Annotated in this window: 20 protein-coding genes and 3 tRNA genes; 6 read left to right on the top strand and 17 right to left on the bottom strand. The window is 35.4% G+C overall.

What is annotated here, in order from left to right; all coding sequences use genetic code 11:
• Window positions 1-38: 38 nt before the first annotated feature.
• From AC6CH4_RS10315 to nirB, 7 genes are all read right to left on the bottom strand, one after another.
• The gene (locus tag AC6CH4_RS10315) at window positions 39-1,307 is read right to left on the bottom strand and encodes an alginate export family protein (RefSeq protein WP_498102636.1); all 1,269 of its coding nucleotides are present in this window, start codon (window positions 1,305-1,307) and stop codon (window positions 39-41) included.
• Window positions 1,308-1,629: 322 nt separating this feature from the next.
• Entirely contained in the window at window positions 1,630-3,108 is a 1,479-nt protein-coding gene (locus tag AC6CH4_RS10310; protein ID WP_498102634.1) for an MFS transporter, read from the bottom strand.
• 98 nt (window positions 3,109-3,206) lie between these two features.
• Window positions 3,207-3,866: a response regulator gene (locus tag AC6CH4_RS10305; protein WP_498102632.1), complete on the bottom strand. Its 660-nt coding sequence runs from the start codon at window positions 3,864-3,866 to the stop codon at window positions 3,207-3,209.
• Window positions 3,867-4,167: 301 nt separating this feature from the next.
• Complete coding sequence (locus AC6CH4_RS10300) at window positions 4,168-5,973, bottom strand: ATP-binding protein (RefSeq protein ID WP_498102630.1); 1,806 nt, start codon at window positions 5,971-5,973, stop codon at window positions 4,168-4,170.
• A gap of 15 nt (window positions 5,974-5,988) precedes the next feature.
• Window positions 5,989-6,573: a DUF4202 domain-containing protein gene (locus AC6CH4_RS10295; protein WP_498102628.1), complete on the bottom strand. Its 585-nt coding sequence runs from the start codon at window positions 6,571-6,573 to the stop codon at window positions 5,989-5,991.
• A 135-nt stretch (window positions 6,574-6,708) separates the two neighbouring features.
• The gene (gene nirD, locus AC6CH4_RS10290; protein ID WP_026984527.1) at window positions 6,709-7,089 is read right to left on the bottom strand and encodes a nitrite reductase small subunit NirD; all 381 of its coding nucleotides are present in this window, start codon (window positions 7,087-7,089) and stop codon (window positions 6,709-6,711) included.
• A 242-nt stretch (window positions 7,090-7,331) separates the two neighbouring features.
• Entirely contained in the window at window positions 7,332-9,845 is a 2,514-nt protein-coding gene (nirB, locus tag AC6CH4_RS10285; protein ID WP_498102626.1) for a nitrite reductase large subunit NirB, read from the bottom strand.
• Window positions 9,846-10,137: 292 nt separating this feature from the next.
• On the opposite strand from nirB, the gene AC6CH4_RS10280 reads away from it, so the two are divergent.
• A complete protein-coding gene (locus AC6CH4_RS10280) occupies window positions 10,138-10,920 on the top strand; it encodes an META domain-containing protein (RefSeq protein ID WP_498102624.1) in 783 nt (260 codons plus the stop codon).
• Between the two features lie 265 nt (window positions 10,921-11,185).
• On the opposite strand, the gene AC6CH4_RS10275 is transcribed toward AC6CH4_RS10280, so the two are convergent.
• From AC6CH4_RS10275 to AC6CH4_RS10265, 3 genes are all read right to left on the bottom strand, one after another.
• On the bottom strand, window positions 11,186-12,463 hold the full coding sequence (locus AC6CH4_RS10275) for a DUF2130 domain-containing protein (protein ID WP_498102622.1): 1,278 nt from the start codon (window positions 12,461-12,463) through the stop codon (window positions 11,186-11,188).
• A 15-nt stretch (window positions 12,464-12,478) separates the two neighbouring features.
• A complete protein-coding gene (locus AC6CH4_RS10270; RefSeq protein WP_498102620.1) occupies window positions 12,479-12,607 on the bottom strand; it encodes a hypothetical protein in 129 nt (42 codons plus the stop codon).
• Between the two features lie 121 nt (window positions 12,608-12,728).
• Window positions 12,729-13,610: a LysR family transcriptional regulator gene (locus tag AC6CH4_RS10265; protein WP_498102618.1), complete on the bottom strand. Its 882-nt coding sequence runs from the start codon at window positions 13,608-13,610 to the stop codon at window positions 12,729-12,731.
• A 193-nt stretch (window positions 13,611-13,803) separates the two neighbouring features.
• Here AC6CH4_RS10265 and AC6CH4_RS10260 point away from each other — a divergent pair, with 193 nt between their 5' ends.
• Window positions 13,804-14,511, top strand: a complete 708-nt coding sequence (locus AC6CH4_RS10260) for a class I SAM-dependent methyltransferase (RefSeq protein WP_498102616.1) — start codon at window positions 13,804-13,806, stop codon at window positions 14,509-14,511.
• A gap of 85 nt (window positions 14,512-14,596) precedes the next feature.
• On the opposite strand, the gene AC6CH4_RS10255 is transcribed toward AC6CH4_RS10260, so the two are convergent.
• The 5 genes from AC6CH4_RS10255 to AC6CH4_RS10235 form a co-directional block, all read right to left on the bottom strand.
• Window positions 14,597-15,061, bottom strand: coding sequence for a DUF3291 domain-containing protein (locus AC6CH4_RS10255; RefSeq protein ID WP_498102614.1), 465 nt, complete (start codon window positions 15,059-15,061; stop codon window positions 14,597-14,599).
• A gap of 60 nt (window positions 15,062-15,121) precedes the next feature.
• Complete coding sequence (locus AC6CH4_RS10250; RefSeq protein WP_498102612.1) at window positions 15,122-16,102, bottom strand: zinc-dependent alcohol dehydrogenase family protein; 981 nt, start codon at window positions 16,100-16,102, stop codon at window positions 15,122-15,124.
• A gap of 13 nt (window positions 16,103-16,115) precedes the next feature.
• Entirely contained in the window at window positions 16,116-16,394 is a 279-nt protein-coding gene (locus tag AC6CH4_RS10245; RefSeq protein WP_498102610.1) for a putative quinol monooxygenase, read from the bottom strand.
• 2 nt (window positions 16,395-16,396) lie between these two features.
• Window positions 16,397-17,002 (bottom strand): NAD(P)H-dependent oxidoreductase, encoded by a 606-nt coding sequence (locus AC6CH4_RS10240; protein WP_498102608.1) that lies wholly within the window; start codon window positions 17,000-17,002, stop codon window positions 16,397-16,399.
• 298 nt (window positions 17,003-17,300) lie between these two features.
• Window positions 17,301-18,287 carry an aldo/keto reductase gene (locus tag AC6CH4_RS10235; RefSeq protein ID WP_498102606.1) on the bottom strand — a complete coding sequence of 329 codons (987 nt, stop codon included), beginning with the start codon at window positions 18,285-18,287 and terminating at the stop codon, window positions 17,301-17,303.
• A gap of 117 nt (window positions 18,288-18,404) precedes the next feature.
• On the opposite strand from AC6CH4_RS10235, the gene AC6CH4_RS10230 reads away from it, so the two are divergent.
• Window positions 18,405-19,250 (top strand): AraC family transcriptional regulator, encoded by an 846-nt coding sequence (locus AC6CH4_RS10230; protein WP_498102604.1) that lies wholly within the window; start codon window positions 18,405-18,407, stop codon window positions 19,248-19,250.
• 127 nt (window positions 19,251-19,377) lie between these two features.
• Here the strand turns inward: AC6CH4_RS10230 and AC6CH4_RS10225 are convergent, their stop codons facing one another.
• A complete protein-coding gene (locus AC6CH4_RS10225; protein WP_498102602.1) occupies window positions 19,378-20,139 on the bottom strand; it encodes a C40 family peptidase in 762 nt (253 codons plus the stop codon).
• A gap of 67 nt (window positions 20,140-20,206) precedes the next feature.
• Window positions 20,207-21,385 carry an acetyl-CoA C-acyltransferase gene (locus tag AC6CH4_RS10220; protein ID WP_498102600.1) on the bottom strand — a complete coding sequence of 393 codons (1,179 nt, stop codon included), beginning with the start codon at window positions 21,383-21,385 and terminating at the stop codon, window positions 20,207-20,209.
• 249 nt (window positions 21,386-21,634) lie between these two features.
• Between AC6CH4_RS10220 and AC6CH4_RS10215 the strand changes: the two genes are divergently transcribed.
• The 3 genes from AC6CH4_RS10215 (at window position 21,635) to AC6CH4_RS10205 (ending at window position 21,912) form a co-directional block, all read left to right on the top strand.
• Window positions 21,635-21,718: transfer RNA gene (locus tag AC6CH4_RS10215), tRNA-Ser, on the top strand.
• A 14-nt stretch (window positions 21,719-21,732) separates the two neighbouring features.
• Window positions 21,733-21,807: transfer RNA gene (locus tag AC6CH4_RS10210), tRNA-Pro, on the top strand.
• 31 nt (window positions 21,808-21,838) lie between these two features.
• Window positions 21,839-21,912, top strand: a tRNA-Arg gene (locus AC6CH4_RS10205).
• Window positions 21,913-21,939 lie beyond the last annotated feature (27 nt).

The raw sequence follows: 21,939 nt of genomic DNA, 5'->3' as shown, positions 1-21,939 counted from the left end.
GAAAAGGGTAAAATATATAGGTTAATTTTAAAGAAAAACTATTTTTTCCAGCTAAAAATTCTTGGATTTACAGAAATCATCAACCAGGCCCAATTGTTAGTGTGGTCAGCATCTCCGGTTTTTATAAATTCTAAAGTTTTAGAGCCAAACATTTGGGAGTAACCTCCTGATACTGTAATGTCTTTTTTGAAATTATAACCAAAAGTTGCATCAATTTCAGTTCCTAAATAAGAGTCCAATTGTTCGTCTTGTGGTAGAGGAGTGACTACATCGGCTGCAGATAAAAATACGTGCGGAATCAAAGCAAATTGCCATTTGTTTATATTATAGTTTAATTTTACAAATGCATCTTGCAAGCCAACATTATTTAAGTGATTTCCAACATAAAAATAATCCATATAACCATTAAAACCATGGTTTGTTCCAAATATTGGATTGAATGATTTTATAACTGTGCTTCCGTCATTTGACGCTTTTCCAGATAGGAATTCATATCCTAATCCGGCTTTGAATGATTCGGTTATTTGGTAACCAAAGTTAGCTGCAGCATTCCAGGCGCTCACTTGTAAATCGTTGCTTTTTCCTGTTTGCCCGTATAGCCAAAAATTACTGTCTATTTTATTCTTTTTGTATGTAAGGTATAGTCCAAATGTTTGTTTGTAATCTACTAATAATTTAGCATCGGGATTTGCATATTCGTAACCGGTGTTAAGTAATAAAAAACTTAAACCTAGTTCAGTATAGAATTGGTTATGATACCATGCATATTGCAATGTTTTATAAGTATTAACGGTATAAGGAGTCTGAAGAACATTTTCAGCAGTTGAATTGTAAGCCCCTCCCAAATCTAATTTCTGTGTTTCAGTATGATAACTTACTGTCAATGCATCGTGACTTTGTGCCTGCTGTCCCCAGTCTTGCTCTCCCAGAATACGTTGATTGTCGTAGGATAGCACCTGGCGTCCCATTCTGGCGCTCCATTTTTCAGTAAAATCATATTGTGCCCATGCTTCAAAAACAGCTACTCCATTTTTATCTGCTGTTGCTGCAGGTACAACATCGCCCCATGTTCTTGTGTTCTGAAGGGTTAATTTTACTGTTAATTGCTCTTGTTTGTAATTAAAGTTTAAACGGGAACGCTGTGAAATCTGAGAAGTTCCTTCCTGACCTTCGGGTAAAAGTGTTTTGTATCCATTTCTGTATTCAAAACGTGGTCTAACTTGTAAATTTACATCTAATTCCTGCGCCTGAATTGAAGCGCTCATTCCTCCTAATACTAATAAAATAAGTATTCTTAGCTTTTTCATTTCTTTTTTATTTTGATGAGTCGCAAATTTATAAGATTAATAGGATTTTCTTAAATGATAAAAATCATATTTGTAAATTATTTTTTGGATTTAAAGTAGATTGAATTGTTTGTTGTTTAAAATGAGTTAGATACAATTTAAATATTTTTATTTAATGATGATTTTTGTTCAAAATACAGAACAAACAATGCTTAATACTCTCTCTTTTGACTTTATATGGAGAACCAAAAACACAAAAAGAGCTTTCGAAATCAATCAAAAGCTCTTTTAGCAGAGAAATTAGAACTATTTGGCTTTCGCCGAAATTAATTAACTATGAAAATTATTGTCTGTCGATAACACGTGCTAATACAGGCTGTTTTTCGTTCATTATTTTGGTAATGGTATAATGCATCCAAATTAGACATACAACTGAAAACACTAAAATAAAAATCCATGAACTTGACCAGATTCCGGTTGAGGTCAGTAAATATCCAAAGATAATCGGACCAAAGAAACCACCCAAACCACCAATCATTCCAACCATTCCGCCAACAACACCAACTTCTGTCGGGAAGTATTCCGGAATGTGTTTGTAAACCGCGGCTTTCCCAATTCCCCAAGAGATTCCGATTAGAATAACCAGCACTAGAAAAACCCACATATTGGCATCGAATTTAATTACGGTAATTCCTTTTGCCAGTAATTCTTTTTTCTTTACCGTTTGGTTTTGTTGCACTACAACTTGTTGCCAGGAAGTTCTGGTTGGGAAAATAGCATTTTCGGTTTCGTTTTCTTTCTTTTGAGCAACTGCAAAATCAGTGTCGCCAACTTTAATATTTTGATCAGAAACAGCAGTGATAACTCCTTTTTTGCTGGCTAAAACTCCTGGTCCGGTTGTAGTAATTTCCATTTTCGGAATCATTAATAATGCGCTTAAAATTACGGAAGAGCTTAAAACCCAATACATCACTTTTCTGGCGCCAAACTTATCAGACAGATAACCTCCAAAAGCCCTGATAACACCTGAAGGTAAACTAAAAAGTGTTGCAAATAATCCACCCATTACTAAACTCGTTTGATACACGTTCATGAAATTCGGCAATAACCATTGTGAGTAAGCCACAAAACACCCGAAAACTAAAAAGTAATAAGCTCCAAAACGCCAAACTCGGGCAGATTTAAGAGATTTAAGCATTTGAGAAACACTTTTTGTATTGTTTTCTATTTTCTTGTTTTTAGCGAAAATTAAAAAGGCAATTCCAATAATGACCAACGCTACACCATAAATTACAGGAAGTATTTTCCAGCCATTTTGAGGATCTTCTATAGAAAAATGATTCAATAAGGAAGGTGCTAAAAAAGTAGTGATTGCAGCACCGGCATTTCCCATTCCAAAGATTCCCAAAGCGCGTCCCTGCCATTCTTTTGGATACCAGATGGAAGTATACCCAATACCCACGGCAAAACTCGTACCAACCATTCCGAATAAAAAACTCAATAAAGCGAATGTTATAAAACTATCTGCTAAAGGCAGTAAAAATAAAGGGATTGAGCAGAGCAGAAGCAATAATGAAAAAACATATTTCCCTCCAAACTTATCTGTAAGTATACCAATTGGCAAACGCATAATAGATCCTGTCAGAATCGGAATTCCAAGAAGCCATCCAACCTGAACAACGCTCCAGTGAAAGATGCCATTATCAACTAAAAAGGTTACTAAAACGCCATTTAATGTCCAGCAGGCGAAACACACAGTGAAAGCCAGGGTATTTAAGAATAAAATTTTGTGTGATTGCGAGAGTGAGTTTGTATTTTTCATAGCACTTAATATTTTTTAACAAAAATAAGTACTATAACGTAGTTAAAAACTGCGAAAACGCAGTTTTTGAAAAATAATTACGTAATTATACGTAGTTTTTATAGTAAAGAATATTCAGTTGCTTTATTCGAAAGTTCCATTAAGTTTTTAACTTTCAGTTTCTTCATCAGGTTAAAACGATGCACTTCTGCAGTTCGTTTACTGATATCAAGTGCTTCGGCAATTTCTTTATTTCCTTTTCCGGATAATAAAAGTGTCAGAATTTCTTTTTCTCTTTTAGTAATCATCATTTCTTCACCTAAATTTTGCTTAGGTTCTAATGAAGTAGAAGCGTTTGTTAATTGACCAATAAGTATAGAGGAGATATCTCCGCTAAAATATTTTCCGCCTGCCGCTACTGTATGAAGGGCTTTTAGAAATTCTTCTTTACTCGAACCTTTCAATAGATAACCATCCGCTCCGGCCTTAATCGATTTCAATACGTATTCTTCAGACTCGTGCATAGAAAGCATAATGATTTTTACATCGTTATTATCGCTTCTAAGTTTTTCTACTACCTCAATCCCGGTTAAGTTTGGCATACGAATATCTACTATAAGTAAATCAGGTTTACTGTCAGCGACAACTTCAAGAGCATCGGCACCATCAATAGCTTCGCCTACAACCTCAATGTTTGCTTCGTTTTCCAGTAAAGATTTTATTCCATCTCTTACAAATACATGATCATCTGCCAGGACAACTCGAATAGTAGCACTCATATTTTACTTAATTTTGATTCTGAATTTTTACGTATATTCATCTATAAAGAAGATGCTAATATACGTAATTTTTAAATTTGAAAATGCGTGAATTAGAAAATGTGTCAATTAGATAATTAGATAATGTAAAAACAACGTTGTTAATCGGTTATTTTTTTGCGCAATCTTGTCATCCTGACGGAGGAAGGATCACACTAGTAGCTCGACAAAGATTGGAGATTTTGATTGCGGAGTTTCCTGTGTGATTGAAAGATACAACGGAAAATTATCTAATTATCTAATTGACAAATTATCTAATTACTCAAATGGGAATATTAAAAGTAATCCTTGTTCCTTCACCCGGAATTGATTTGAAGAAAACTCGCCCATTGATGTATTGAATTCTTTCTTTCATAAACAACATTCCCATTCCGGATTCGCTGTTTCGTTTTTTATCGACAGCGGCAACATCAAAACCTTTACCATTGTCATCTACAATAATACTTAGTAAAGTATTGCTGTGTGAAAGCTGCACAATAATATGTGAAGATTCAGCGTATTTTATGGCATTGTTTATTGCTTCCTGGGTAAGGCGATAAATGTTGATTTCGATTAGAGAATCCAAACGCTTACTAAAATCGGTTTTATTGTAAAACAGAATTTCTTTTCCGGTTAATTTTGAAAGTTCCTGTGTCAATTTTGCTAAAGAAGAAACAATTCCATGATCACTTAATTCCGGTGGCATCAGGTTGAAAGTTGCCGTACGAACTCCTTTAATAATATCAAGTGATAATTTCTTTAGATATTCAATTTTTTGAGCCGATTTTTCCTTGTCATCCAGATTGATACTTTCCAAGCTAAATTTTAAACCAGTTAACATTTGCCCAATTCCATCGTGAATTTCTTTTGCGATTCGGTTTTGCTCGTTTTCCTGATTTTCAACAATTTTACTCGAAATAACCTTTTGCTGATTGATTTTTTCGGTACTGTTTTCAATATTCAGACGTTCGACTTCACGCTGTGCTTTTTTACGTTCTGTAATGTTGAAACAAATAATCAAAAGTTCTAGTTCGTCTTTTTTTATGGTAACCGGGACCATTGATAAATCCAGCCAAATATTTTGTCCTTCCTTATTGATAATATTAATTTCGCCCTGCCAGCCACTGCGCTGTTTCTCAAAAATGATGCGATCAATATTTAATTGTTCTTTTTCGTCAGTAGTTAAAACTTCAGAGAATTTTTTGTTGGACGAAAACTTGGTGTAGTTTAAAAGTTTGGCAAATTTTTCTCCAATATGAATAATCGAACCATCAGGTGCAATGCGGCAATAAAGCAACGTATTTTCCATCGCATAATTGAGCGATTTTAATTCTTTAACGGAGTTTTCCTTTATTTCGCTGATAATCTCGGTGTCGTATGCGAGTTTTAGTGCTTTCTTTTCAGAATATAAAAGTTTAGCAATTAGTTTCTCAATTTTTTTGTTGGTAGGTTTGAAAATAAAGAAAAACTCCAGCAGCAAAACAAATAGAGTAAAGGCAAAAATCCAATATTCGATTCTGCGCTGTTCCGTAACTTTTTCATGTGCTTCAAGATCGTACTGACTTACAATCTGATTCATTTTCGAAAGAAAAACACCTTCATTTTTTAGAATAATCGCAACTAGTTTTTGATTATCTGCGGCTTTGTTTTTCTGCTCTAAATTTAGCAGAAACAAATCGGTGGTTTTTACAATACTATTGAAGCTTGGTTTTATTTCAAGGTAAAATTTATCAAGAGTCTCGCTTTTTTCTTTTGGAAAAGCCAGACTATCACTTCCGTTTTCGAGTGAATTCTGATTATTTTTCCAAAGTGATAAAACATTTTTTAGATGGGAAATCTGTTTTTGAGAAGTAGTGTCAGAAACATAATGTAAAATCAGAACTTCTTTGACAATTTTCTGGCTCAGCATTCTTTGCTTTCCTGAAATATTAATGATTTTAGAATCGCTAAACTGTTGTTTTAAATTATATTGAACTAAAAACTGACTTAAAATGATGGTTACAGCAATAGTCCAGAGTGCAAAAAAATACAGACGGCGTAAATTTTTGAAAGTAATTTTATCTGCAGCTTCCTGATTGCTCTTCTTCATAATAAAAAAATCAGATTACAGTCCTAAAGATGCTTTTATCAAGTTTAGATTTTCTTCAGAATAGTTGATTTTTAAGGCTTCCTGATGTCCTTTGTCAGACATTTTATCCCAGGTTTTTTTGATGATATTCTTTAGTTTTTCATCATCGTGTTTGTGTACAAAAGGATCTAAATAATATTCTAAAAAGACTAAACAAATAACATCTTCAAGCAATTGGGTTTCGGCATCTTTTTTAAGTAACTTTTTTTCGATTAAAAAAGAAACACGATCAATAAAATCCTGTTTATAGCCTGCTTTTTCTAAGATTTCAGCAGTAAGTTTAGCATGAAATTTTTTCAATTCTTCTCTCCATCGCAAGTATCCCACACGATCCATTGGGTACGATTCGCGAGCGACTTTCCATCGACAAATGTGTTGTGCTTTTGAAGCGATCTGAACTTCTTCAGAAGCTTCAGGCTCAAATTGCATCAGCCTTTCGTACATCCTGTTTGAATAAAGTAATTCTTTAGGATATTCGTTATTTTGGTCGATTTCGATATTCGGATCCTGAGCGTTTTCGGCATCAATCCATTCGCTTGCTTTTTGAAAAGGTGTAGTCATTGTTGGTTGGATAATAGATTTCAAATATACGGAAATAAGTATAGAAGTCGAAAGTCGAAAATGAGATGAAAGAAGCAAGAAGCAAGATGATAAAGTTTTTCAAATCTTGCTTCTTGTTTCTTGCCTCTTAAAAGTCTAGTCTACAAACCCAACAAATACTTCATCCTCAACAACTTTAATCGGATATGTTGCAATTTTTAAATCGTCATCTCCATTTAAGTTTGAACCATCAACCAATGAAAAAGTTTTTTTATGCATCGGACATGCAATTTTCGGAATATCATCTGTAGATCCCGTCATTCCTCTGGCCAAAACCATTTCCATTTTATGTGGACAGGCATTTTGACAAGCATACCATTCGTTGCGGCGTGTAAAATTGAAAATCGCGATTTGCTTGTTTTTGTATTTGATACAGCCCCCGCGATTGGTTGGAAAATCTTCTACTTTTCCGGCTTTGAACCAAATTGTAGCATCGTTTGGATGTACTGTTTCGTATTGACTTAAGATTTCTTCCATTTTGAGCATTTTTTTGGTTCCTGTTTCTTATCCCTCTTTTTACAATCAAGAGAGTTTGATGGCGCAGTAAAAAAGAGGGTAAGAGGACAGCAAACGTTTGTGATATTATTTCTTTTTTTTGGAGCTTATTCCTTTAGGACGAAAATTGCTCGCAAAGACGCAAAGGCGCTAAGTTTTTTTTCTTTAAGTTTTTACAATTTGACTTTGCGACTTTGCGTCTTTGCGAGATTAAAACAACTTTTTTAAGTCCACGCTTTTGGCGCTTTTTGATCTCTTAACGGAACAAAAACAATATTGTCATCTTTCTCTTCAGAGTTTACAAAATGGTTGAAACGTTTTAATAATCTTGGTTTTTCTAATACTTGTTTCCATTCGCATTCAAAAGTGTTAACTAAAGTTTGCATTTCAGCTTCTAAGGTTTCGCAAAGACCTAAACTATCTTGAATAATTACTTCTTTCAAATACTCTAAACCACCGTCTAGTTTTTCTAACCAGGTTGAAGTTCTAATTAGTGGACCAGCTGTACGGATGTAATACATTAAAAAGCGATCCATGTATTTGATAACTGTTTCTTTGTCAATTTTTTCAGCTAATAAAACAGCGTGTTTTGGATTTGCTCCACCATTTCCGGCGATGTATAAATTCCATCCGCCTTCAACAGCAATTAAACCGAAATCTTTTCCGCGGGCTTCGGCACATTCACGAATACAGGCCGAAACACCACCTTTTAATTTATGAGGAGAACGAATTCCTTTATATCTGTTTTCCAGTTCGATTGCAAATCCGGCGCTGTCGTCCATTCCGTAACGGCACCATGCGTTTCCGACACAGCTTTTAACGGCACGAAGCGATTTTCCGTAAGCGTGACCACTTTCAAAACCATTGTCAATTAAGATTTTCCAGATTTTAGGAAGATCATTCAAATGCGCTCCGAATAAATCAACACGTTGAGCACCAGTGATTTTAGTGTATAAATCGAATTGTTTGGCAACTTCTCCAATAACAATTAATTTCTCTGCAGTAATTTCTCCACCGGCAACTCTTGGTACAACTGAATAAGTTCCATTTCGTTGAATATTGGCCAAAAATCTATCGTTAGTATCTTGCGTGGTTACGTGTTTGTTGGCTGTATCATTATAAATACTGGAGAAAATAGAAGCTACAACTGGTTTGCAAACTTCACAACCGTCACCTTTTCCGTGATGATCGATTACATCGTAGAAATTCTCGTATTTATTGATTTTTACTAAGTCAAATAATTCCTGACGGTTATAATTAAAATGCTCACAGATAACCTCTTTTACTTCTTTTCCTAATGATTTTTGAGTTGCTTTTACCAAATCAGAAACCATTGGTTTACAGCCTCCACAACCCGAAGTTGCTTTGGTATGTTTTACAACATCTGAAAAACTAGAGCAGGTTTCATCTAAAAGCGAACAGCAAATAGAACCTTTTGTTACATTTTCGCAAGAGCAGATTACAGCTGTATCCGGCAAGTCTAAAACGCTTCCTAAACTTGAACCTTCAGAACCGTCTCTTGACCCTAAAATCAAATCTTCCGGATTTTTAGGCAAAGCCATAGCATTGCTGTAAATCTGAAATAAAGAATTATAATCGCTTGAATCCCCAACTAAAATTCCGCCCAATAAGGTTTTAGAATCTTTAGTAACGTTGATTCTTTTGTAAACTCCTGATAATTTATTCTCATAAATAATGGCAGTTACGTCGTCATTTTCGATAAAAGGATCACCAAAACTCGCAACTTCAACACCAATCAATTTCAATTGTGTCGACATATCGATGGTTTCTCTCATGGTTTTAGAACCATTTAAGATTTGCTCAGCGGCTACATCGGCCATTTCGTAACCTGGAGCAACAAGTCCGTAAATGTTTTGATTGTATAAAGCCACTTCGCCAATCGCATAAATAGAAGGATCTGATGTCTGCATCTGATTGTTTACCACAACGCCGCCTCGTACACCAACTTCAAGTCCTGAAACTCTAGCTAGTTCGTCGCGAGGTTTGATTCCGGCAGATATAACCAACATATCAACTTTTAACAATTCTTCGTTGGCAAACATCATTCCCGTTATGCACTCTTTTCCGTCAATATATTGTGTGGCTTTGTTTAAATGAATGCCAATATTTAATTCTTCAATTTTAGATTGTAGCATGTCGCTCGCGCCTTTGTCCAATTGTCTCGGCATTAATCTTGGAGCAAATTCCACTACATGTGGATTAAGACCTAAATCACGAACCGCTTTTGCAGCTTCAAGACCTAATAATCCGCCTCCTAAAACCGCGGCTTCTGTCGCACCTTTTTGTTTTATTTTTTTTGCATAAGCCATAATCGCATCCAGATCTTCGATCGTTCTGTAGACAAAAACACCTTCTTTTTCAACCCCGTCTATTGGTGGTACAAATGCTGAAGATCCTGTTGCCAAAACTAAGTAATCGTAAGTATGTATTTTTTCTAAATGTGTATGTATTGTTTTTTCTGTTCTGTTAATATCTGTAATTAATTCAGAAGTATTCAGAGTAATATTGTTTTCTGCGTACCATTCGCTAGTCGACATTGATAAGTCATCAGCGGTTTTTCCTCCAAAGTATTCACTTAAGTGAACACGGTCGTAAGCGCGTCTTGGTTCTTCACCAAAGACGGTAATCTGATACTTTTCCTGTCCTGATTTTGCAATGAATTTTTCGCAAAATTTATAACCAACCATGCCGTTTCCAACTACTATTACTCTTATCATGATTTCTTTAATTAAGTATTACTACGCAAATATAAGTATTTATACTTATAAAAATACGTACTGTAAAAGCTTTTTTGTTGAAAAAATAGTTTCAATTATTACGTATTTTATCGTAATCTCTTACGTAGTGCGGATTTTGGAAGATTTTGCATCATTATAATTTTTATCATTTTGATACAGATTTTCCTAAATTTGAAAGGATTCTAAATAAGGATTTCAGAAAATTGTCGTAAATTCAATTGAATTTTTGAATTTGTTTCTCAAAATCAAATTCATTCCTAAATAGAATCTCATGAAAAATATACTTTCGTTCTTGCTTTTAATGTCCTTGATGGCAAGTTGTAAACCAACATCCGGATCCGTTTCAGATGCTACTGCAGGTAATTCGGCATCCAGCTCTCAGGAAGCCGATATGACCATCTATTTTAAAGCAACCGGAAATGAACCATTCTGGGGAATAACACTAGGGAAGGAGCAAACTATTTTTACTTCGTTGATTCCGGGCAAAGAAAAAATCATTTTTTCATCTGTTGAACCGATAAAAGCGATGGATGCGAATGTTAAAATGTATAAATTGAGTAATGAGAAGACAACCGCAACCGTTACCATTCAGCAATTGGATTGTCAGGATTCAATGTCCGGTGCGATTTCACCTTATAAGGTATCAGTTGAAATTAAAAACAATTCAGAGCTGGAGTCCAAAAAAGTAGAAGGCTGTGGAAAATATATCACCGATTACCGCCTGCACGATATTTGGGTTTTGGAAGAATTAAACGGTTATAAAGTTTTTATAGCCGATTATCAAAAGGAGTTACCAAGAATCGAAATTCACTCACAGGAAAACACATTTATGGGTTTTGGAGGCTGTAATTCGATCAGCGGAACACTATTCTATGAAAAAGATGTTTTAAGATTTACCAAAGTAATTTCAACTTTAATGGCCTGCGCACCAGGAAATAAAGAAAATGAATTTACGAAAGCGCTTCAAAGTGTTACAACATATTCTATAGGAGATAATCGATTGACGCTTTCAAATCCTTCAGGGAAATTGTTGGTTTTTAGAAAGGTTGATTAATTTTTAGGAGCTATTCCTGCTGTCCTTCCAATCTTTTGTGCCGAACCCCGGCACAAAAGGATTTTCCCTCCCATCAGGGCTATGGCAATCATTTTCATAAGAAGATTTTTTTTGATAAAACAACCATAATATTGTCATTGCGAGGAACGAAGCAACCGCACTAAAAAGCAAATTTATTTAGCAAATGTGGTTGCTTCGTTCCTCGCAATGACATACTTTGTGGAAAATTGGTATTTGGTATTTAAATTATTGGTATTTAAAAAAGTTATTCCAATAATTCTTTTGAATCTTCTTCTTTTTCAATAAAATCCAATTCTAAAGCACGGACTGTCTGAACCGCATTTCCCGCAATACCACGAATCGATCCGTACATTCCTAAAGTATTATGAACCACTTTTTCGATTTGTTTTTCGCGTTGTTTCCAGATGCGTTGCATGGCTCTTTTTTCGGCATCAAGATCGCCTTGCATTTGCGTAAAACCTTCTACGATTCCTTCAATCTGCAAACGGAACTCGTTGCTTGTTAAAAAGTCATATAACATCGACATTTTATCGCCTTTGTTTTCCTGCGCCTGAACTGCCTGACTTACCTGAATCAAAGACTGACGTAAAACGGCACTCAGACCTTTAAACTCTTCATAAGTACAAATCCAGATTCCGTCGCGCATTCCCATTCGGTCCATTCCGGCTGGCATAACTTCGGTTACCAAAACTCCGATATTGGCTCTTTTTCTTCTAATATCATTTTTAAATTTTTCAATCCAGGCGGGTTGAAAAGCTTTGGTACGTTTACTTTCGTAGTAAATAGAACCACAATTTTGCAATTCACGTGTATTTACAATCTGAAGGCAATCCGCACCGTTAGCGCCTTTTTTAACTTCGTCGATACTGTCTAACGGGAAATTATTCGCCAGCCATTCTTCGATCGCTAATTCCATTACTTCGCCTTGTAACTGCATAGAACCTTGTTCCTGCTTGCGTTTCATTTCTTCGATTAGCTTTTTCTGATCGTCAGATTGTTTCTGGTATTCTTTTATTTTAAGTTCGTTCTTCTCTTCTTCCTGTTTACGAATTTTATCACGTTCTAAAACCAAAGTAGCGTTCAATTGTTTTTGAGCCTCCGCTTCGATTGCTTCCTTCATTTCCAGTTTTTCACGTTGGAGTTTTGCAATTTCGCCCGTCATTTTATTCAGTTCACGAAGCTTCTCTGATTTCTCAGAAAGTTCTTTTTCCATTAAGGTCAAACGATCTTTATTTTCTTCTTCAAGTTTGGTTTTTAGCTTTTCGGTAATTTCTTTTTCGGCTGTTTTTTTTTCACGTTCCAAACGTTCAGCGAAAAGTTCATTTTCCTGTTTCTTTTTAGCTTCAAAGTCGGCTTTGGCTTTTTCGAATTGTTCATTTTTAAGTTCCAATTCCCTGGATTGAGCATTGGCTTTTTGTTGAAATTCTTTACGGATACTATCTTCCAACTGATGTTTTAAAACATCATTTACATCGATTGGTGTCCCGCAATTTGGGCATATAATTGAAGATTGCTCAGCCATTTTTTGTTGATTTTTTTAACGAGAATTATAATTTGCTAAGGTATTTAAAAGTTCGGTCTTTTCAGGTGTTTCCATGTGATAAATTGTAACTTTTTTGCCACGAATTACACGAATTTTTATTAATTGTTTTGTGTTTGTTTTCATTGCGATATGCAATTTAAGTACTTTTGTTTTTTAGTTTTTACGGATTTCCATAGTTCTAAATTAATTCGTGAAAATTCGTGTAATTGCTTCGTCATTTCGCTATCGCTCGGGTTGTGGCAAACTATTTAGCAAAATTCAACAAAAATTCTACCGCAGATTTTGTAATTTCAGAATCGTCTTCTTTTGAAGTAATTAACGAAACATCAGTGAATAAATTGACTTTTTTCAATTCAATAAAACTAATTTCTGTATCCGAATTATTCCTTGCAATGTTCGACGGAACAATCGAAATTCCCAAACCATTTTTAACCAATTGAACAATTGAATTGATGTTATTTGATTCGTGAACGACTTTCGGTTCAAAGCCATAAAACGCGCAAAGCTCCAATAAAACTTCATGATAATGAGGTGCATAATCTTTGTTGAAAAATACGAAAGTTTCGTCTTTTAGATTCGGAATATCTTCTTCGGATTTAATTTGGATCAAACTCTTATTATAAACTACTGAAAATCCGTCCTGAAACCACAATTGTGCTTTTATTTTAGGAGATTTTATAGGCGAGCGAATAATTCCTAAATCAATTTTTCCCTGTTCTAAAGCTGAAATTTGCTTGGTTGTGGAAACTTCAAAAAGTTTGAAATTCACATACGGAAATTGTTCTTTCAATTGCTTGATCAAATCTGAAATTACAGAAGAATAAATCGAACTGATATAAGCGATTCTGAATTCGCCGGAAACATTTTCGGCTATTTTTTTTGTTTTAAGAGATATTCGTTCCAAGTTCTGAAAGAGAGCAATAACCTCTTTTTCAAAATATTTTCCAGCTTCTGTTAGTTCTACTTTTTTATTGTTCCGAATGAAAAGCTTTGCATGAAGTTCTTCTTCCAATTCCATAATCTGCCTGCTTAAAGGTGGTTGCGAGATAAATAGTTTTTCTGAAGCCTTAGTAAAGTTTAGTTCTTCGGCTACAGCCAAAAAATATTTCAAATGACGTAATTCCATGAATACCTATTAAGTATTAATAATTGACAAAATAAGTATTTTTGAAGTATATATCAAAATGGTAATTTTGGTTGAAAGTTAAAAGTTAAATGTTAGGGTTACACGTCAGTTGTTATCTCGGAAGTTGAATCGAAAAATGAATGAAGTACAACAAATAACTTATAACGAGTAACTTATAACTAAAAATAAAATTATGAAAAAATCAACTATTGAAGAGATCAGAGAGCGGTTTGATAATGATGTCGAACGATTTTCGAATTTAGAAACCGGACAAGTCGCGACAATCGATGCTACCATTTCTTTAGAATTAATTACGGAAGCCTCAAAAAGAATTGTACCGAATGCTGTAAATGTTTTGGATATTGGATGTGGTGCCGGGAATTATACTTTGAAAATGTTGTCTAAGTTGCCCAATTTAAATTGCACTTTGGTCGATTTGAGTTTGCCAATGTTGGATCGCGCTTTCAAAAGAGTTTCAAATGAAACCACTGGAAAAGTAGAAGTAAAGCAAGGCGATATTCGTGAAGTAGAATTGCCTGAAAATTATTTTGATATTATTTTGGCCGGAGCGGTTTTGCATCATTTAAGAGATGACGAAGATTGGGAAATTACTTTTACTAAAATATTTAAGTTATTAAAACCAAGAGGATGTTTTATGATTTCGGATTTGATTACACAAGATACAGAATTATTAAATGAATATACCTGGCAGCGTTATGGCGATTATTTAGAGGGAATTGGTGGTGCAGAATACCGTCAGAAGGTTTTAGATTATGTAGAGAAAGAAGATACTCCAAGATCAATGAATTATCAGTTAGATTTGATGAAGAAAATTGGTTTTACCAGCGTTGAAATTTTACACAAGAATATGTGTTTTGGCGCTTTTGGTGGGATTAAATAGTTTTTTTTGCCACGAATTCACGAATTTATTTTTTTTAAACCTATGTGGAATGTATTAGATTAATTCGTGAATTCGTGGCGAAAACTTATACAGTTTCTATTGTAGGTGCAGAAAACTTATTTTTAAAATCAAAAACCAAGTGTGAAGGACCATTTTGCTGTAGATAATCTAATTTTTCTACGGCTTCTTCAAGCGTTGGAATATGTCCTTTCGGGATCCACCACATTGCTGTTGCTGCTTTTCCGAATTTTAGAAACCATTCTTTACGGCGTCTTAGAAATTCGCTATGAAACGTTTTGTACATATAATGTTCTAAAGTCTCAATATTTTGCCAAACCGAAACATTGACAATAATCTGTTCGTCATTATACGGATTCAGACTTGTTGCATTATAACTATCATCTTTCAGTCTCCAGACGAAACCTTCGCTATCTTCGGCTAACTTGTTGACAAGGTCTAAATTATCTACAAATTCTTTCATGATCGGATCATTTATAGTGACTCCTTTCATTTTGGCAATATTAATTTCGGCAAGATGATAGTTACTCATATTTATATGTTTGTGAATAGCAAGCAAGTTAACCGTTTTTTGAGTAATTATTTTTAACGATTACGTTATATCTATAACAATTTTCCCAACTGATGAACCATCGCTAACGGCTTTGTGAGCTTCCATAGCATTATCTAAAGTAAATTTTCGAGGATCAACAAGAGGTTTTAATTTTCCTTCTTCAATTAATTTTGTAGCTTCTTTAAGAATATCTCCGTGATGTTTTCGACCTTCACCACTAATCATCGGGTGCAAAACAAAAACACCATGCAAACTTGCAGAACGCAATGATCCTGTTGCTAAACTATGTGTTCCAAAGGCGTAGCAACTCGCGATTTGTCCATAATGACGAATGGCGCTAAAGGACTCGTCCAGCGATTGACCGCCAACAGTGTCGTAAATAATATCAAAACCTTTTCCGTTCGTATATTGATTTACATATTCTTCAACGGTTTCTGTTTTATAATCAATTGGTGTGGCTCCAAATCCTTTTACAATGTCCGCTTTTTGAGAAGAAACAGTTGCATAAACATCTGCACCAAAAATTTTGGCAAGCTGAACGACTATATGACCAACACCACCAGCTCCGGCGTGCACCAAAACTTTGTCACCTTTTTTTACTTTTACCTTGTCAATTAAACCTTCCCATGCTGTCAGTAAAACTAACGGAATTCCGGCAGCTTCTTTCATGGTTAAATTGTTTGGTTTCTTAGCTAATAAGTCAGCGTCAACGGCTGTGTATTCTGCTAAAGTTCCCTGAAGACCTAAAACGCCACCAGCAAGTCCGTAAACTTCATCGCCAATTTTAAAATTGTTAACGTCTTCGCCAATTTCTTCAATAACGCCGGCAAGATCAGTTCCTAAAATAGCTGGTAATACAGGTGATGCATAAGGTGAAAGTCCTAATCGTATTTTATTATCGATCGGGTTAACGCCACTTGCGTGAATTTTTACCAAAACTTCTCCTTTTTTCGGACTTGGTTTTGCGATTTCAGTTGTTACAAAATCGGATTCGTATGTATTTGTGAAAAGTGCTTTCATAAGTTTGTTTGAATTAAAGTGTTTGAACTGTTTTATAAACCTGAATTGGCAAGGCAACTAAATTTTCGCTTTGCTTAATAAAATCCAGTAAATAAGTTTGATTATTGTGAATATCAAGACCAGCCTGATCTTTCCATTCTTCCCAAATGATAAAAACATTTTCGGTTGTATGCAGGTCGTAACGCACGCAAGCAGCTTCTTTTCTGGTTTCGGTAACCAAATGATGAATCATGTTTCGAACTTGTTCAATGTTTTCCTGTTTACTTTTGATGATTGCGGTAATAGAGATCATAGTTATAAAGTTTTAAAAATTTGCTCTAAGTGATTGGTATAGTTTTTCTTAAAGATGTCAATGTTTTCGGCAGTAGCACCTTTTTCAACGTCGTGGAAATGGAAACTGTCTAATTTTTCCATACCTACAAATTTATTCATTTTATGGAAACCAAACATAGCTCCGTCATCTACAGAAGTTTCTTCGAAGAATTCTCCTGGAAGTGTGAAAGCAGTTGCAGGCGCATTCCAACTTGTGGTTAACATGTATTTGCGTCCGTGTAGTTGTCCGCCAGTTCCGTAATTAATGTCCGGATTGGTTCTGGTTCTTCCGTCGCTTCTGTAAATTCCTTTGTTGTGCCCGGCTGTGAAAACGTCGTCGATGTATTTTTTGAAAAGGTTTGGTAATTGAAACCACCAAACTGGAGTGTGATAAACGACAACGTCTGCCCAAACGAATTTTTCTACTTCTTCGTCAAGATCAAAACCTTGTTTGATGCCGGTTGTTTTTATTTCGAATTGCTTGCTGTTTGTTAAATATTCGATTGTCCAGTCGGTAACGGTTTGGTTGAATTTTCCGCCCGAATGTGCGAAATTTTGACTTCCGTTGATGATAAATATTTTCTTCATGTCTTTAAATCTTCTTATGAATTCGTGAGTGTGAGGGATAGGAGCAAATATCCTTTTGTTTTTTTCTTTAAAAAACAAAAGATATTGTGGATAGCCGACCCCGCTTTTTCTGCGGGGTCACACCAAAATTGTTTTTATTGTTGCGCATAATTTTAAACACATAGAAACATAGTTTTCTTTGGCTAAAAAAGGATGTGGAAAGAAACTAGTTTCTCACACATAGCTATGTGTTTTTAGGCTAAGTGAAATGCCTTTCAACAGTGTGATTAGCTATGTTTCTATGTGTTTGAAAAACTTTTTATTTTACTTTAGAAATAGCCTGATTGATGAAATCTAATTCGGAAATCGATAAATCAAAATCCATTGCTTTTGCATTTGAAATAGCCTGTTCTGCGTTTCTTGCTCCGGCCAAAACGATTGTGATTCCTTCTTGTAAAGTGGTCCATCGTAAAACCAATTGTGAGATTGAAATGTGTTTTGCATTTGCCAATGAACTCAATTCTTCAACTAAAGTTTTTACTTTTTGAAGATCAAACTGACCGAAATAACCATTTCTATGATCGCTATCTTTTAGTTTGCTGTCTGTGAAATATTTTCCGGTTAATAAACCTCTTTCCATTGGACTGTAAGCAATAATCCCGATTTTTTCTGCAAGGGTTAACGGAATCAAATCGGTTTCTATTTTTCGATTTAACATACTAAACGGAACCTGGTCTGATGCTAATTGAATTGTTTTTTGTGCTTCCTGAATTTGTGAAGCACTATAATTACTAACTCCGGCTGCTCTGATTTTTCCTTGTTGAATCAAAGTTTGCAAAGCTTCCATTGTTTCCTGAATTGGAGTAGTGGAGTCTGGCCAGTGAATTTGTAACAAGTCAATATAATCGGTTTGAAGACGTTTTAAACTTTCTTCGACTTCTTTAATAATGTTACCTTTTGAAGCGTATTTGTAAACCGGGATTTTCTTTCCGTTGTCATCGGCATCGAAAAAGAAATCGCCTTTTCCGTTGTTGCTTCCGTCCCAAACTAAACCAAATTTTGTCAATAACTGAACTTTTGAACGATCGTGAGATTTTATAGCTTCGCCAATCATTTCTTCGCTTAAACCAAATCCGTAAAAAGGAGCGGTGTCGATTGTGGTCACGCCGTGGTCGATTGAAGCCTGAATGGAAGCGATTGAATCTGCTTTTTCATTTCCGCCCCACATATTTCCCCCAATAGCAAATGCGCCGTATGTAATAGTTGATAATTCGAGTTCGCTATTGCCTAATTTTCTATATTCCATAATGTTGTATTTTTAAATCTTAAATCACTTGGCAAAATTATACCATTTTTAAGAGTGTTAACTTGTATATATTTGTCTTTTTTATGTAAATTTGCAGCTTCAAATAATTTGTACCTCATGAAAAAAGAAAATTTATACGAGCCGTTTACCGTTTCCTTTGAAACTCTGGATGAGTATCCGGATGTTGGAGATCGTCATAATTTCTTCGAATTGGTTTATATTTTGGGTGGAACAGGCTCGCAATGCATCAATAAAAATATTTTTGAATATGATGCAGGGCATATGTTTTTATTGACACCTGAAGATTGCCATAATTTTACGATTGCCACCAAAACGAAGTTTTTCTTTTTAAGATTCAATGATATTTATTTGAAGAACTCGAGTTTGCAAAATGAAAACATTCAGCGTTTAGAATATATTTTGCAGAATGCGAATCATCAGCCGGGTTGTATTTTAAAAAATCAGGCTGATAAATGTCTGGTAAAAGTAATGGTGGAAGCCATTATTCGGGAACATCATGATAAAGATGTGTACAATCAGGAATTGATTCAGCAACTGGTTAATACACTGATTATTATTGTAGCGAGAAATATTGCGAAGTATTTACCGGAACAGGTAAATGTTGGAACTGAAGGGAAAGCGATGGATATTCTGCAATATATTCAGAATAATATTTACTATCCGGAGAAAATAAAAGCGGAATCACTTAGTGAATATTTCGGAATTTCGAATACTTATCTAGGTAGGTATTTTAAGAAGCATGCCAGTGAAACTATGCAACAATATATCAGCAATTATAAAACGAAGTTGATTGAACACCGTTTGCAATTCAGTGATAAACGAATTAATGAGATTGCATATGAATTTGGTTTTACGGATGAGAGTCACTTTAATAAATTCTTTAAGAAGCAGAAGGGAAATAGTCCTTCGGAATTTAGAAAGACGATTCGAATTAGTGCGTGATGAATTGGCACGCGGATGACGCGGATTCGCAAGCGAAAACACGGATTATCAGGTTTTTTTTGCCACTGATTTCACAGATTAACACAGATTTTAAAATCATTTTAATCCTTTAATCTGTGGCTAAAAACTAAATAATTTTCTTAATCACACGCAGTTTATGTGTGTGTTTATTCAATTCGGGATTGTAAATTCCTAAGTGGTCTAAACGGTCAATACGTACTTTTCCACTGGCGTGAATGATGTAATTATTGTCCATAATTATTCCGACATGAATGATATTTCCTTCGTCGTTGTCAAAAAAGGCTAAATCTCCTGCTTCGCTCTCTTCAATAAAACTTAATGGTTCGCCGTCAAGTGCTTGCTGTGAAGCGTCGCGATGTATTTTATAGCCGTTTAATTTATAAACCATTTGAGTAAAACCCGAACAATCTATTCCGAAAGGTGTTTTTCCGCCCCAAAGATAGGGAGCGTTCAAATACATGAAAGCAGTATTTATTAAAGCACTTTTTGGTTTGACACCACTGGTTTTTGTTCCTTCGAAATCAAAGTTTGAAGTATTGATTTCACTATTATTTAAAAAGGTAAGGGAAGCACCAAGCGGAATTGGCAGTAATAAATTTTCCGGAGCCGTGATATAATCAATCAAATCAGCATTTAGAATAATAGCTTCTTTGCTTAACTGATTATAATTTGCTTCTGAAATTACCTGATATTGTTTAGAATCTACCCAGCCTTCATAGTCATCAAACTGAATTTTTATTCGCGCCCATTGATTTTGACGTTCTAAAATTTCGATGTGCTCGCCAAACAAAAGTTGTGTAACGATTTCACTTCTGTCACTTGGTTCAGATCGAACGGGTACTATGGCGAGATTGCAAATTCCGAACATTTAGGGTAATTTATAAGTTGAAAATTGGGAGTTATTTAAAGCAATAACTCCCAATCTATTGTATTATTTAAGCTCTTTCGATAACAATTGCTGAGGCACCACCACCACCGTTGCAAATTGCAGCAGCACCGGTTTTGGCATCATTTTGTTCTAAAACATTTAGTAAAGTTACGATGATTCTGGCTCCTGAACAACCAAGAGGATGTCCTAATGAAACAGCGCCACCATTTACGTTTACTTTACTATTATCCAGATCAAGGATTTTTGAATTGGCTAATCCAACCACTGCGAAAGCTTCGTTGAATTCGAAATAATCAACATCTCCAATTGCGATTCCAGCTTTGTTTAATGCTTTTGGTAATGCTTTTGCCGGACTTGTTGTAAACCATTTTGGTTCCTGAGCAGCATCAGCGTAACCTTTGATGTAAGCTAAAGGTTTTAATCCTAATGCAATTGCTTTTTCTTCAGACATTAAAACTAAAGCAGCAGCTCCGTCATTTATTGTTGATGCATTTGCAGCAGTAACCGTTCCGTCTTTGGTGAAAACAGCGCTTAAGGAAGGAATTTTATCCAATTTTACATTAGTGTATTCTTCATCTTTTGAAAAGATAACTGGTTCACCACGTCTTTGTGGAACTTCAACAGGAACAATTTCATTGTCGAATTTTCCGGCATCCCAGGCTTTAGCACTTCTTTCATAAGATTGAATAGCAAAATTATCCTGTTCTTCACGGCTGATGTTGTATTCAGACGCACATAAATCAGCGCAAACTCCCATTGCGTTGTTATCGTAAGCATCTGTCAAACCATCTTTTTGCATTCCGTCAAGCATTGTTGCAGGTCCGAATTTTGTTCCGTTACGCATTTGTACGTAATGCGGAATCAAACTCATGTTTTCCATTCCTCCGGCTACTACTATTTCAGCATCACCACAAGCAATTGCCTGTGCAGCGAACATAACAGCTTTCATTCCGGAAGCACAAACTTTGTTTACAGTTGTAGCAGCAACTTCTTCAGACAAACCGGCAAAAAGCGCGGCCTGACGTGCGGGAGCTTGTCCAACTCCTGCCTGAACAACGTTGCCCATAAAAACTTCATCAACTAATTTTGGGTCTAGGTTAATTTTTTGAAGTGCGCCTTTTATAGCGGCAGCACCTAATTTTGGTGCGGGTACGGTAGATAACCCTCCCATGAAACTTCCGATAGGTGTTCTAACGGCAGAAACGATAACAACTCTTTTGTTCATTTTCTGTTTAATATTAGTTAATCAAGCAAATTTACTCTTTATTTAAATAAATTCAAATTTTGTGTCAATTTGTGTCAATTCGACTGGATTTTAAATTTATATGAATTTTTTGTTAATTCTATTCGTTTGATTGTGAAGTGGTTTAAAAAAAAGATTGAAAAAAGTTTAAAAAAAGCGTAGAAATAGTTGTGAGATATGGAATGTTGTCTTACATTTGCAACCGCAAAACAGGACACGTTCCTTGAGCTTGGAGAGGTGCCAGAGCGGTAATGGAGCAGATTGCTAATCTGTCGACGGGTAACCGTCGCCAGGGTTCGAGTCCCTGTCTCTCCGCTTAAATTTGCCTTCGGGGTGTAGCGTAGCCCGGTTATCGCGCCTGCTTTGGGAGCAGGAGGCCGCAGGTTCGAATCCTGCCACCCCGACAGAAACTTTGCCATAAGTTTTAAAACAAATGGACGCATAGCTCAGCTGGATAGAGCACCTGCCTTCTAAGCAGGCGGTCGAAGGTTCGAATCCTTCTGCGTTCACGAAAAGCCACTCAATTGAGTGGCTTT

Source organism: Flavobacterium sp. GQ95 (assembly GCF_059758655.1).
The sequence above is the reverse complement of the archived record's forward strand: the minus strand, read 5'-3'. Positions and strand labels throughout refer to the sequence as shown.

Excerpts from the sequence above, each read along its gene's own strand:
- AC6CH4_RS10300 (WP_498102630.1), bottom strand. The coding sequence starts at position 5,973 with ATGAAGAAGAGCAATCAGGAAGCTGCAGATAAAATTACTTTCAAAAAT.
- AC6CH4_RS10220 (WP_498102600.1), bottom strand. The coding sequence starts at position 21,385 with ATGAACAAAAGAGTTGTTATCGTTTCTGCCGTTAGAACACCTATCGGA.
- AC6CH4_RS10230 (WP_498102604.1), top strand. The coding sequence starts at position 18,405 with ATGAAAAAAGAAAATTTATACGAGCCGTTTACCGTTTCCTTTGAAACT.
- AC6CH4_RS10260 (WP_498102616.1), top strand. The coding sequence starts at position 13,804 with ATGAAAAAATCAACTATTGAAGAGATCAGAGAGCGGTTTGATAATGAT.
- AC6CH4_RS10275 (WP_498102622.1), bottom strand. The coding sequence starts at position 12,463 with ATGGCTGAGCAATCTTCAATTATATGCCCAAATTGCGGGACACCAATC.
- AC6CH4_RS10225 (WP_498102602.1), bottom strand. The coding sequence starts at position 20,139 with ATGTTCGGAATTTGCAATCTCGCCATAGTACCCGTTCGATCTGAACCA.
- AC6CH4_RS10265 (WP_498102618.1), bottom strand. The coding sequence starts at position 13,610 with ATGGAATTACGTCATTTGAAATATTTTTTGGCTGTAGCCGAAGAACTA.
- AC6CH4_RS10235 (WP_498102606.1), bottom strand. The coding sequence starts at position 18,287 with ATGGAATATAGAAAATTAGGCAATAGCGAACTCGAATTATCAACTATT.
- AC6CH4_RS10305 (WP_498102632.1), bottom strand. The coding sequence starts at position 3,866 with ATGAGTGCTACTATTCGAGTTGTCCTGGCAGATGATCATGTATTTGTA.
- nirD (WP_026984527.1), bottom strand. The coding sequence starts at position 7,089 with ATGGAAGAAATCTTAAGTCAATACGAAACAGTACATCCAAACGATGCT.
- AC6CH4_RS10315 (WP_498102636.1), bottom strand. The coding sequence starts at position 1,307 with ATGAAAAAGCTAAGAATACTTATTTTATTAGTATTAGGAGGAATGAGC.
- AC6CH4_RS10270 (WP_498102620.1), bottom strand. The coding sequence starts at position 12,607 with ATGAAAACAAACACAAAACAATTAATAAAAATTCGTGTAATTCGTGGC.
- AC6CH4_RS10240 (WP_498102608.1), bottom strand. The coding sequence starts at position 17,002 with ATGAAGAAAATATTTATCATCAACGGAAGTCAAAATTTCGCACATTCG.
- nirB (WP_498102626.1), bottom strand. The coding sequence starts at position 9,845 with ATGATAAGAGTAATAGTAGTTGGAAACGGCATGGTTGGTTATAAATTT.
- AC6CH4_RS10295 (WP_498102628.1), bottom strand. The coding sequence starts at position 6,573 with ATGACTACACCTTTTCAAAAAGCAAGCGAATGGATTGATGCCGAAAAC.
- AC6CH4_RS10310 (WP_498102634.1), bottom strand. The coding sequence starts at position 3,108 with ATGAAAAATACAAACTCACTCTCGCAATCACACAAAATTTTATTCTTA.
- AC6CH4_RS10280 (WP_498102624.1), top strand. The coding sequence starts at position 10,138 with ATGAAAAATATACTTTCGTTCTTGCTTTTAATGTCCTTGATGGCAAGT.
- AC6CH4_RS10250 (WP_498102612.1), bottom strand. The coding sequence starts at position 16,102 with ATGAAAGCACTTTTCACAAATACATACGAATCCGATTTTGTAACAACT.
- AC6CH4_RS10255 (WP_498102614.1), bottom strand. The coding sequence starts at position 15,061 with ATGAGTAACTATCATCTTGCCGAAATTAATATTGCCAAAATGAAAGGA.
- AC6CH4_RS10245 (WP_498102610.1), bottom strand. The coding sequence starts at position 16,394 with ATGATCTCTATTACCGCAATCATCAAAAGTAAACAGGAAAACATTGAA.